Origin of the sequence: Croceicoccus esteveae, assembly GCF_031846435.1 — a bacterium.
Taxonomy (GTDB): domain Bacteria; phylum Pseudomonadota; class Alphaproteobacteria; order Sphingomonadales; family Sphingomonadaceae; genus Croceicoccus; species Croceicoccus esteveae.
Map to the genome: position 1 here is coordinate 1 of NZ_JAVRHS010000015.1, position 11,899 is coordinate 11,899.

At 59.5% G+C, this 11,899-nt stretch carries 11 protein-coding genes; 4 read left to right on the forward strand and 7 right to left on the reverse strand.

What is annotated here, in order from left to right:
• Window positions 1-123: 123 nt before the first annotated feature.
• Both RM533_RS12610 and RM533_RS12615 read right to left on the reverse strand, forming a co-directional pair.
• Window positions 124-2,190, reverse strand: a complete 2,067-nt coding sequence (locus tag RM533_RS12610; RefSeq protein ID WP_311341584.1) for a family 16 glycosylhydrolase — start codon at window positions 2,188-2,190, stop codon at window positions 124-126.
• A gap of 252 nt (window positions 2,191-2,442) precedes the next feature.
• Entirely contained in the window at window positions 2,443-2,583 is a 141-nt protein-coding gene (locus RM533_RS12615; protein WP_311341585.1) for a putative RiPP precursor, read from the reverse strand.
• 268 nt (window positions 2,584-2,851) lie between these two features.
• Here RM533_RS12615 and RM533_RS12620 point away from each other — a divergent pair, with 268 nt between their 5' ends.
• Together RM533_RS12620 and RM533_RS12625 are read left to right on the forward strand one after the other, a co-directional pair.
• Window positions 2,852-4,051 carry a nucleotidyltransferase family protein gene (locus RM533_RS12620; protein WP_311341586.1) on the forward strand — a complete coding sequence of 400 codons (1,200 nt, stop codon included), beginning with the start codon at window positions 2,852-2,854 and terminating at the stop codon, window positions 4,049-4,051.
• A gap of 100 nt (window positions 4,052-4,151) precedes the next feature.
• Window positions 4,152-5,111, forward strand: a complete 960-nt coding sequence (locus RM533_RS12625) for an LOG family protein (protein ID WP_311341587.1) — start codon at window positions 4,152-4,154, stop codon at window positions 5,109-5,111.
• Here the strand turns inward: RM533_RS12625 and thiD are convergent.
• Window positions 5,071-5,898, reverse strand: a complete 828-nt coding sequence (thiD, locus tag RM533_RS12630) for a bifunctional hydroxymethylpyrimidine kinase/phosphomethylpyrimidine kinase (protein WP_311341588.1) — start codon at window positions 5,896-5,898, stop codon at window positions 5,071-5,073. The genes RM533_RS12625 and thiD overlap by 41 nt on opposite strands.
• On the reverse strand, window positions 5,895-7,232 hold the full coding sequence (gene glmM, locus RM533_RS12635) for a phosphoglucosamine mutase (protein ID WP_311341589.1): 1,338 nt from the start codon (window positions 7,230-7,232) through the stop codon (window positions 5,895-5,897). Before glmM ends, thiD begins: the two co-directional genes overlap by 4 nt.
• A 149-nt stretch (window positions 7,233-7,381) precedes the next feature.
• Between glmM and RM533_RS12640 the strand changes: the two genes are divergently transcribed.
• Both RM533_RS12640 and RM533_RS12645 read left to right on the forward strand, forming a co-directional pair.
• Window positions 7,382-8,620 (forward strand): dicarboxylate/amino acid:cation symporter, encoded by a 1,239-nt coding sequence (locus RM533_RS12640; protein WP_311341590.1) that lies wholly within the window; start codon window positions 7,382-7,384, stop codon window positions 8,618-8,620.
• 180 nt (window positions 8,621-8,800) lie between these two features.
• Window positions 8,801-9,418, forward strand: a complete 618-nt coding sequence (locus RM533_RS12645) for a superoxide dismutase (protein ID WP_311341591.1) — start codon at window positions 8,801-8,803, stop codon at window positions 9,416-9,418.
• A gap of 81 nt (window positions 9,419-9,499) precedes the next feature.
• Here RM533_RS12645 and RM533_RS12650 read toward each other — a convergent pair whose 3' ends face one another.
• The 3 genes from RM533_RS12650 to RM533_RS12660 form a co-directional block, all read right to left on the reverse strand.
• Entirely contained in the window at window positions 9,500-10,678 is a 1,179-nt protein-coding gene (locus RM533_RS12650; RefSeq protein ID WP_311341592.1) for an AI-2E family transporter, read from the reverse strand.
• Window positions 10,679-10,796: 118 nt separating this feature from the next.
• The gene (locus RM533_RS12655; protein WP_432265079.1) at window positions 10,797-11,444 is read right to left on the reverse strand and encodes a sigma-70 family RNA polymerase sigma factor; all 648 of its coding nucleotides are present in this window, start codon (window positions 11,442-11,444) and stop codon (window positions 10,797-10,799) included.
• Window positions 11,445-11,503: 59 nt separating this feature from the next.
• Window positions 11,504-11,836 carry a NepR family anti-sigma factor gene (locus RM533_RS12660; protein WP_311341594.1) on the reverse strand — a complete coding sequence of 111 codons (333 nt, stop codon included), beginning with the start codon at window positions 11,834-11,836 and terminating at the stop codon, window positions 11,504-11,506.
• Window positions 11,837-11,899 lie beyond the last annotated feature (63 nt).

An 11,899-nucleotide genomic window follows, 5' to 3' on the forward strand; every position in this document is an offset into this window, starting at 1 on the left:
ACATAGGTGCGGCTGGAAAATACCCGATCTTCTTGAGATAGTGTGCTCAGGTCAACGAAAGCCATGGCTCGGCTCGGCTCGGCTCGGCTCGGCTAGCCGTACATAGCGAGGTTGTTCAGGCAATCAGGCGATGAGTGCTCCGTCTGCGAACGTCAGCTGTTGCACCAGATCGAGCAGCTGCGTAGCAGCGGCCTGCTCTCCATCTGGTTGAGAGAACAAACCACCATCCGCCGCAGCAGTTGCCGCTGCGGCAAGAGGAGGCACGGTGGCGGCAGAGACATTCTCTGGCGATCCGGAACCGGCACGTGGTGCATCGGTCGAATTCATGAACACGAATTGTTCAGCACTAAGGTCGTGCAAGGACACGTTCTTGAGCAGAAGCGCCTGATCTTCATCCAGCCTGATCAGCGTATCTGCACCGTCCTGGAAGGACCAGGCAAGGACATCGTCGAAGTGCTCGAAGTGAAAGCCGTCCAGCTCCAGTTTGTCCGAATTTCCCGGCCGGTTGGAAAAGTCCAGCACAGTGTCGTTGCCGTCTCCGTCGCGGACGATGAAAACATCGACACCGCCGCCGCCGCGCAACACGTCATTACCACCGCCGCCGGCGAGTTCATTATACGGTGCGTTCGATCCCTGAATAAAGTTGTCCAGATCATTGCCGTGCGCATAGCGAGCCCAATCACCAACGAGCTTTACGCCGCGTTCGGTTGCCCCGAGGCGATAGGACCAGTTCCAGCTTTGTTTTGCATTGCTGCCGTCGAGGGTAGCAAACTGTTCCTTGCCGAATGACTGCCAATGTTGCGGCATCTCAGCAGCAGGATGTTCCGGAGCTTTTTGATAGGCGCGGATATAGTCGATCTGCATTTCCGCATGGGTAAGCCGGTCTGACGGTTTGCCAGCCCAACCGCCCACGGCAAGGTTGGCAAGCATGTACATGGGGCCATGCATATCGTCAGGCGTGGGCGCCGAAGAAACTTTCACGCCATCAAGGTACCAGGTAATCTGATCCTTCTGCCAATCCACACCGTAAGTATGGAACCCGGCTGACAGATCGGCGCCGGCAGTAACGCTGGAAATCGATGTGTGCGAACCTGAAGCCTGCGAATGAACCGTCGTGTGCAGGATTTCAGGAGTGCCGCCGAGCACTTCCATGATGTCGAGCTCCGGCGGCCAGTTACCATCGGCCGGAAGCAGCCAGAACGCTGGCCAGAGCCCCTTGCCGGCGGGCAATTGCGCGCGCATTTCGAAGACACCATATTGGATGGAGAAGGTCTGCTCCGACGTCAGCAGTCCGGAGGTAAAATCAAGCCCGGTCACGGCCTTGGTCTGTGCCGACGCGCGCTCCGCAGTGATGGACAGGATACCATCCTTGATCGAAAACGGATCGATCCCCAGACCTTTGTAGCCAGCATCGACATACAACTGCCTTTCCCCGTTACCGGACAGAGTCCGATCGCCGTAGTAATAGCTGGTCTTCCAAGTGCCGGAACTCCCCGTGAACAGGGACAGATCGTCGAACTCTTCATTGAAAAGTGGAACCCGCCCTTCAGCGGCGACTGGCAGCAGAAAATCACCTGCCTCAAGATCATCCACGGCCACATTCTTGAACACCAGAACATCGTCATCGCCAAGGTTGAGAACCGCGTCCTTGCCCACCTGCTGCATGGCAGCCTTCAATCCGGCAAAACTGTCAAAGGACACGCCGCTGAACCTGACCTGGTCGAGTCCGGGAGTGAAATCATGGATGAGATCGCTGCCCTCACCTTTTGCAATGATGAAGATATCCGCACCCGAGCCGCCGATCAGGACGTCATCCCCCGCGCGACCATCGAGGGTCTGGCTGCCTTTGCCCCCCTTAATGATGTTGTCGAGCTCATTGCCAAAGGCATAAAGATTGGAGCCGAGGACCTGCAGGTTTTCGACATTCGCGGGCAGAAGATAACTGAAGTATGCCTTTACGGAATCATTGCCGCCACCAGCATCTTCGATGATCGTGGTGCGCCCGCTGACGGGATAATAGGTGTCATCGCCGCCGTTGCCCCTGAGCGTCACCGCGTATTTGCCGCTGCCTTCCAGCGCTTCTGCGCCTGACTTGCCGGTGACAACCTCACTTTTGTTGGTAGGCTTCAGCCATGTTCGTGCCTTGGCCGACCAATTGATCGAATGCCCGTGTGCGTTGATGTAAGCCATGATTCTTCCCGCCAGAATAGCTTCAGGCGTGATGATGACTTTGAATTAACATTCCATTGACGGAGTGCTGGCGGGGAAAGCTGGTGCAGCCTGTTTTCACGCGAGTTCACGCAGCGGCGGAAAGCATGCGCCAGCTTCGCTTCTTAACAAATTCCAGCACTAAGTCCTGGTGGGGAGCCACGTCATTGCACACAAAAAAACGGCTCCTCGAAAGGAGCCGTTTTCGTCATCCCAACTTTATCTTGAGCGAACTCAGGAAAAAGTCAGATCCGAAACCGGCGTACCTGCCGGCTCGTTCATGTCCAGCATCGAGCCTTTGACAGCCGATTGGGTCATCGACTCAAAAGAGCCAAGATCAGTCATTTCAGGACGCTCGTAAGTTGCTTTCGTCATAAATTATTCTCCTATCAACAATTTGGTCAGGGTTTAGACGGACAATCAGGCTCCACCTCGTTACGACGCGGCAAAATCGTCCTTACCTAAATCTTTATTTACCTCCCGGCCTTTCACCTGACAACAGGGTGAGGATCAGGATTAGCTCTGAAGCGTCGCAATTTGCATTTTGTATCATAATGAGACATTTTTTCTCGTGGCGTGTGTGGTTTTCATTGTAGCGGCGGCTTTTCAGGCTCCATTCCGGAAGAAGAGAGTTATGCTAAACATGGTTAACAGAGGCGGGGAAGATTTGTCAGAAATCGAGGTTAAAAAACCGGCAGACATTCTGCGCCTAGTCGCGCGCGCCACTCTTGCAGACCTGTGCCCGGACTCTGACGCCGCCTTGCTGGCTGGTGCTGATCGGCGGCTCACGTGCGGCGAAACCGACTGGCATGCGGTTTGGGACCTGGCGTTACAATGCAAGATATCGACACTGGTCCAGATGGGGTTGGACAAAATGGCCGTGCCCGTTCCGGAGGTGCTCCACGATACCATGGCCAAACAGCGCATGGGAATCCTGCGCTGGAACCTGAGCAATCTTGCCCATGCTTTCAATGCAAGCGCGCTTGTTGCCCGCGCCGGCATTGACGTGCTTGTCATCAAGGGGGTGAGCCGTTCGCACGCGGTGTACGGTGCTTACGACATGCGTATCGCTTCCGATATTGATTTGCTGGTTCCGCGCCTGGATTATGAAGCCGCCAGCGAAGTGCTGTGTCAGCACGGCTTTCGCCGCGGGGTAAGTCAGAGCAGTCGGTGGTGGCACCATTACCTTGGCGAGTCGCCCTTCCTGCCAAGGACTGCAGGAATGACAGTGGACCTGCACCATCGCCTGCAACAGCCCGGTGGCCCGCCGCCCCGGCATCTGGCGGAATTTTTCGCGCATAGCACAGCGAGCAATGGTGCTGCAGGTGCAGATCGAACAGCGCCGGACGCCAAACTGCCGCAGCTTTCGCCTGAATACGCTTTCCTGGTCACTCTCATCAGCTTCAGCAAGGCCGTGCGCGCGGGCGAGCCGTGGATTTCTCATGCTCATGAGATCGCAACCGTGCTGCTGCGCATGCAATTGTCCGCAAGGCAGCACATGCTGGAGCTTGCCCGTCATCAGGGGCTCGATCGTCTGCTGATGGATGCGGTGGATCATTCACAGCGCCTGTTCGCAATCGACCTGGGCCTCGGTGCGTCTAACACCATGCCCGATGCCACGCATGGCGAGGATGCGCTGCTGCTGTCTGCTACCGGCATTTCAAGTGCCGGCGAGAAGCCGTTCCGCCGCACTCGCCTGCAGTGGAGGTGGACCCATGGCGATGGACTGGCTCGATCGGCCCGGTTCGGCCAAGAGCGGGCAAGGCTTGCCAGCAGCGATATGCGGCGCGCTGTAGAAATGCGCTTTCCCTCGCTGTTCCTCGCAGATCAGCCAGCCTTGTAAGCGGCTTCGTTTCTGGCAAGGCAAAGCTTACCACCTCGACAGACCCCACCAGCGCCATAAAAGCAGGATCGCTGGCGCTGCACACAATGACAGGAACCGCATGTCCCAACGCACGCAGCCGCCAAAGAAACCCGGCATTCCCGGTCCACACGGCAAGCCGCAACAGCCCGACCGCTCGCTGACCCCGCGCAAGTTCTTCAAGGCAGAACAGGAAGCCGCTTTTTCCGAAGCTGCGCCGCAGGACACCGAACAGACCCGACATCCCGCTTATCGGCTGGCGTTTCAGGACACGGATTTCCTGCTGGGCGAGGATTTGCGTCCGGTCCGTTTCCAGCTTGAACTGTTGAAAGCTGAAACGCTGCTCGACGAAGGGAATGTCGGCTCGACGCTGGTCATCTACGGATCAGCGCGCATCCCCTCGCCCGAAGAGGCCAAATTGCTGCAGGAAGGAGCCGGGCGTGCAGCCGACGAAGCAGAGCCGCTGTCAGACGAGACCGTGGCACGCCTCATTGCCAAGTCGCGCTATTACGAGGAAGCGCGTCGGCTGGCATTTCTTGCCGGCGAAGCGGCAATCGTCGAGGATGGGAAGCGCCAGTTCGTTGTCACGTCGGGCGGCGGCCCCTCCATCATGGAGGCAGCCAATCGCGGCGCGCACGAGGCAGGCGCCGAATCAATCGGACTCAATATCGTCCTGCCGCACGAGCAGGCGCCGAACGAATATGTCACGCCACGCTTTTCATTTCAGTTTCATTATTTCGCATTGCGAAAGATGCACTTCCTGCTGCGCGCACGGGCGGTGGCGGTGTTTCCGGGCGGTTTTGGAACGCTGGACGAATTTTTCGAGCTTCTGACGCTTATCCAGACGGGCAAGATGAAGCCTATTCCTATCCTGCTGTTCGGCGAGCAATTCTGGAACCGGGTGATCAATTTCCAGGCCTTGGCCGAGGAGGGTGTCATTTCTCAGGAAGACCTGTCGCTGTTCCGTGTCGTGGAAACGGCAGAACAGGCGTGGGAGCGTATCAACAAGTTTTACCAGATCTATCCGAAGCATCCGGGCTGACCGAATGTGCCGCAGCATGACCGAGCGGTCGGCTGCCGGTGCCATAGGCAGGCGCTGCAACTATGGCTCTTCTGACAAAGTCACGTGCGCTGGCGATCGCGTCTTCAAGTTCGAGGCCAAGCGCAAGGGCAGTGGCAATCGCACTGCCCAGCGTACAGCCGGTGCCGTGCATCGCATCACCGCCGATGCGTGACCCCTCCCATTTTCGTTGTGGCTTGCCGGGGCGATGGAGGATGTCAGTGATGACATCGCCGGCAGCATCGCCGCCTTTGGCCAGGAAAACAGTGCCGGTTTGAAGAAGCGCCTGTGCTCCGCCCAGGGTGGCGAGTTCGGCGACATTGGGCGTGGACAATGTGGCAAGCGCCATCAACCTGCCAAAGGCCGCAATCGAATCCTCCTGCGCCAGCGCAGCCCCGCTGGTCGCGATCATCACAGGGTCGAATACGATGGGAACATTCGAGGTGGCGCGCAGATCTTGCAGCAGGTCAGCGACGGCATGTGCAATACCGCCTGAGCCCAGCATGCCGATCTTTATGGCATCCACCCCGATGTCTTCGATGCAGCTTTGCGCCTGCTGGACCACGAAATCAGGCGTCATCGTGCATAGTGCCTGAACGCCGGCCGTGTTCTGCGCCGTAAGTGCGGTGATTGCGGTCATGGCATAGCCGCCCATCATGGTGATGGTCTTGATGTCAGCCTGAACGCCCGCTCCGCCTGAACTGTCGGACCCGGCAATCGACAGAACGCGCGGCGGTCTGCTGCGCTGCGCAGCCAGTGCCGGAGTCATGCAGCCTGCGCCACTGCGTCACAAATCGCATCGACGACCTGCTGCACCGTCTGCGCATCATCGCCTTCTGCCATGACACGGATGAGCGGTTCGGTGCCTGAGCGACGGATAACCAGCCGGCCCTTGCCTGCCAGCATGGCTTCACCATCGGCAATTGCCGCTTTGACCGATGCCGCTTCGAGCGGAAGATTGCCTGCATGCCGCACACTCCTGAGCAGTTGCGGTGCCGGGTCGAACAGGTGGAGCACCTCGCTTGCCGGACGGCCCGAGCGGACCAATGCGGCGAGCACCTGCAACGCCGCTACTGTCCCGTCGCCGGTGGTGGCGTGATCGAGCAGGATCATGTGACCCGACTGTTCGCCGCCGACATTGCAACCCGAAGCGCGCATTGCTTCCAGGACATGACGGTCTCCGACTGCCGTGCGGATCAGCGACAGGCCCTCGGTCGCAAGAAACCGTTCCAGCCCCAGATTGCTCATGACCGTGGCCACCACGCCGCCACCGTGCAGTCGGTTCTGCCGGTGCCAGTCGCGGGCGATCAGCCCCATGATCTGGTCGCCGTCCACTGTGTTGCCCTGCTCATCCACGACGATCAGCCGGTCCGCATCCCCGTCCAGCGCAATGCCGATATCGGCCCCTTGCGCCAGCACCTCTGCCCTGATGCTGTCGAGCGCGGTGGAGCCGACATTCCGGTTGATGTTGAACCCGTCCGGCGACACACCAAGTTCGATTACCTCGGCGCCCAATTCCCACAATGCAGCCGGCGCGACGTCATAGGCAGCGCCATTTGCGCAGTCGACCACGATCTTCAATCCGTCCAGCCTGATCGAATCGGACAATGATGCCTTGACTGCGTGGATGTAGCGACCGCGCGCATCTTCGATCCGGCGGGCGCGGCCGACATCGGTCGCAGGAGCAAGAGCGGGCTCCTGGTCGAGCAGGGTTTCAATCGCGAGTTCGTCCCGGTCAGACAGCTTGAACCCATCAGGGCCGAACAGCTTGATGCCATTATCCTCATATTGATTGTGGCTGGCCGAGATCATCACGCCAAGGTCGGCCCGCATGGACTTGGCAAGCATCGCAACCGCCGGCGTGGGCATGGGGCCAAGCAGCACCACATCCATGCCAACGCTGGTAAAGCCCGCCACCATGGCGCTTTCCATCATGTAGCCTGAAAGCCGGGTGTCCTTGCCGATGACCACCCGGTGCTTGTGCGTGCCGCGCAGGAAGTGCGTTCCCGCCGCCTGTCCGACCCGCATTGCCATGCTGGCCGTGATGGTGCCTTCATTGACGCGGCCGCGAATGCCGTCGGTTCCAAAATATCTGCGTCCCAAGCCGATGATCCCCTGTTGTCGCGAACAAATTGCATGGCACAGCCGTCTGCTGCATGTCATGCCGATAGCTGAACGACCGCAAAACAGGATTGCACACCATTCGCGACAAAACCGCAAGTCCGTCCGGGGCGGCACGGGACGCATCGACCATGCCCGAGATCCGGATGCCCGCGGCCCTGACCATGCTGGGATTGCTGGGAGGAGTGCTGACCGGACTGATACTGACAGGCAGCGACAGGGGAGCAGGCGTGCTCGCCGTGCTGGAGCCGGTCGGCACCTTATGGCTCAATGCGTTGCAGGCGACGATTGTCCCGCTGGTCGCGGCGCTGCTGGTTGGCGGCGTGCTTCAGATGGCCAGGGCTGCCGGTGGCGGACGCAAGGCGCTTTTGACGCTTGGCACCTTCTTGCTGCTGCTGCTGGGTGGCACGTTGCTGGCAGCCTTTGCCACGCCGGCACTGCTGACAGCCTTTCCCATCCCTGCCGCCGCTGCTGCCGGGTTGGCCGAGCAAATGGGCGCGCTCGACCCCGGTCCTGTGCCAACGCTTGCTGAACTGTTCGGCTCGCTTGTTCCCACCAATGTCATCAACGCCGCAGCCCAGACCGCGATGCTGCCGCTAGTCCTTTTCTTTGCGATCTTTGCTCTTGCGATGACACGGCTGGTCCCGGCACAGCGCGACCTGCTTGCCGGGTTCTTCGCCGCGCTCGCCAATGTGATGCTGGTGATGATTGGCTGGGTGCTCAGACTGGCGCCGATCGGAGTCTTTGCGCTTGGCGCCGCGCTTGGCGCCCGCACCGGCATTGCCGCACTGGGGCTGGTGGCGCATTATGTTGCCATGCTGCTGGCGATCGGCACCGCCATACTGGCAGCGGCCTATGTTCTTGCGGTGTTCGGCGCGCGTCTGGACTTGCTGCGGTTTGCCAAGGCGATGTTGCCGGCCCAGACCGTCGCTCTGTCGACGCAAAGCTCGCTTGCCAGCCTGCCGCCGATGCTTGGCGCTGCGCAGAACCTTGGCGTGCGTGAGCGTGACTGCGAATTCGTACTGCCAATGGCGGTGGCGATATTCCGCAGCACCGGCCCTGCCATGAACCTGGCGGTCGTGATCTATGTTGCCGCGCTTGCCAATGTGCCGCTTACGCCTGCCGTGATGACGGTGGGTATAGCCGTTGCCATGCTGACAACGCTTGGGTCTGTCTCGCTGCCCGGCGCCATCAGCTTTGTCGCAGCCATTGGCCCGATCGCGCTGGCAATGGGAGTGCCAATCGCCCCCTTGGCGCTGCTGGTGGCCGTAGAAGTCATTCCCGACCTGATGCGCACGCTTGCCAATGTCACAATGAATGTCGCGGTGGCCGCCACCATTGGCCGCAGGACTTCCGGGCTGATCGATTAGTTGCGAGTGAATTGCAATGCAACTTCGCACAGCCTCGCGGGTTGTTCAGATATGGCGCGCCGGATTTCTGACCACCGGATCAGCCCCGGTCGGACTGATCGCCAGCACAAGCGCGCTTGCCAACAGGCTGTCGAACAGCGCATTGCGCCGCTCGACACCACGCATTTCTAGGAGAACAGCATGTCCATCAAGTTTCCCGATCTTCCCTATGCCGCCGATGCGCTGAGCCCTGCCCTGTCAGCCGAAACGCTCAACACGCATCACGGCAAGCATCACAAGGCTTATGTCGACAAGACCAATGCGGCGATTGCCGGGACCGATCTTGACAATGCAGCGCTCGAGACGATCATCGCCCATGCGGACAAGAAGGGCGATCAGGGGTTGTTCAACAATTCGGCGCAAAGCTGGAACCATGGGTTTTACTGGCACTGCATGTCGCCTCAGAACACCGCGCCTTCAGGAGAGCTCGCCAAGGCTATCGATGCGGCGTTCGGTTCGCACGATGCAATGCTGGAGAAGCTGCAGGCAGCAGGTGCGGGGCATTTCGCCTCCGGCTGGGTCTGGCTGGCGGCGGACAAGGACGGCAAGCTGTCGATCGAGGAAACGCATGATGCCGGCACGCTCGCCATCGGTGACAAGAACCCGGTCCTGACGCTCGACGTTTGGGAGCACGCCTATTATCTCGATTACAAGAACGTGCGGCCCGATTATCTGAAGAAGGTGTCGACTGAGCACATGAACTGGGATTTTGCTGATGAAAATTATCAGCGCGGCTCGACATGGAGCTATCCTGGCTGATCAGGCACAGCTTCCTGACAAAGAACCTGCTGCAATACGGGCCGGACAATGTTCCGGCCCGTTGACCGTTGGCCAGAACATCTAAATTGCTGCCTGCTGCGCCACTGCCTGTTGCGCGATTGGCTCCTGCTCGCGTGCTGGCAGGAACAGCGGCTCTCCAAACAGGAAGCCGATTACGTTGGGTCGGCCCAGATGTTGCAGCAATGCAACAAGGGTAATGAGGATCGGCACTGACAGCAAAGCTCCAAATGCGCCCCAGATCCAGGTGAAATAGCTGATCGCAATGAGGATCAGCACCGGGTTGATGGTAAAGCGCGCGCCCAGGATCGCCGGCGTGACCACATTTGCCTCCACTGCATGCAGCGTCAGATATGCGCTGGCAGGGAGAAGCCCGACCAGAATGGTTTCGGCACTGCCCAGGCCGAACAGAACGAGGATCGCCGTCATCGCAAGGGGACCCAGATATGGCAGGAAATTCAGCAAAGCGGCGAGCCCGCCCCACATGATGGGCGCCTCCATACCCAGCGCCCATGCGCCCAAGGCAGCGACCACGCCTACACCCAGATTGATGAGGCCGACGGTCAATATGTAGGAGGCAACCCGGTCCTGCACCGCGCGGATTGCCCGTGCCGCCTTGACACTGCCACCAAACTCGGACCGGTCCAGCAACAGCCGGCGACGCATGCGTACCCGCGCCTCGATCATGAAAAATGCCATCAGCAGCGTCAGCAGCGTTTCGACAAAGAGAGTAGGAGTGGCAAGTGCCACCCGTTCGATCATCGAGGGGGATGCGACCACCACTTCAGTGCCGCCTCCGCCGCCCAGATCCTGAAGCTGTCGATTAAGGTCGTGCAGCCAGCCGATCTGCGCCTGAAGAGCGGTGGAAGTCTCGCTGATGGACCGGATCATTTCCGGCACCTGATCAATGAGGACGATCGCGGGTTGCAGAACCGTGGCAAGAGCGATCACCACAACGGCGATGAAGATTGCCATGGCGAGAAAAGATGCCATTATATTGGGCATGCCTGATCTTGCCAGCCAGTCGGCCAGCGGCGACAGAATGATCGTCAGGATGATGGCCGTGACCAATGGCAGGAAAACCACAGCTCCCAGCGACAGGACGAACGGCAGAGCCAGAAACAGCGCTACCCCCACCATCAGAAGCAGGGTAGACAGCAAGCGCCTCAAATCGCGCAACGGGCGACCGCCTGGGCCTGATCCTGCTGTGTGCCGGCTGTGAGGCAGATCGCGATCGTTCATGGATCATTCACTGCACGAACAGCGACGCATCTGCCACTGAAAACAAGCCTGGTGAAGAATGGCGCCACTTCGAACGCCACCTGCCATCTAGCCGAGCTAAAGCATTAAAGGCTAGTTGTCAGCGATCCATGTTGCCTTGCGGGCTCGCCATGTCGTCCAGCTGCCCCATGATCGCTGCATGCGCGGTTGCATCGCCGATTGCCCGCTGCGGGACCGTGCCATCATCGAGCATGACGTTGAGCGCAGCACGCGCGCGTCCCACTCTGCTCTTGATCGTGCCAACCGCACAATCGCAGATTTCCGCGGCCTCTTCATAACTGAAACCACCTGCTCCCACGAGCAGCAGTGCCTCGCGACGTTCGGGCGGCAAGGTCAGCAAGGCCCGATGCATATCGGACAGATGCAACGGCCCTTCCTGTCCGGCCGGCGCTGTCAGGATCCGCTCGGCGACTGTCTCATCGTAATCGGCACGGAAGCGGTTCCGGCGCATGTCGGTGAGATAGGCGTTGCGCAGAATGACAAAAGTCCAGGCGCGCATAGATGTGCCAGGCTCAAACCGTTCCTGAGCCGCCCAGGCCTTCATCAAAGCTTCCTGCACCAGATCGTCAGCCACGTCAGGCCGCCCGCACAGGCCACGCGCGAAAGCACGAAGATGCGGGATCACGGCCGTCAGTTCCTGCTTGAACTCACGTTGCCGACGGGTGCCACCAGCTTGATCGGAAGATTGCGCGCGATCGGCTTTGCCAGCCGTCGATTTTACAGCCATCGGTTCGCTTTTTGCCGAACCGCCCGCCTTGCCCGCGAGGGCCCCTGCAGATTTCGCCATCAGTCCTGAGCATCCAGTTTAGAAAGCAGATCATCGAAACTGTTGGGGAGCGGCTCTTCCACCACAGAGTCGTACAGATGCCGCAAGCCTGTCGCCCAGGCCGGTTGTTTTGCAACAGATGACTTCATCGTGCGTCCCACCTTCCCTGCTCCGGTTTTCATATCACCTGTCATTCTGCCTCGCGTGGAAAAAACCAGCTGATCGAATCCATTAACTGACATTTCGCAATCGTCGACCAACACCAGGAAAGCGTCCAGCCAGGATTGACGTCTGCTCTTGTCAGAGGGAACGAAAGCAACGCTGGCCGGTTCCCGCTGCATGTCATTATTCATTCGATCGACCAGCCAGCGTACCGTCTCTAGGACCGGACATCCAGCGTCATACGATCATTCAGC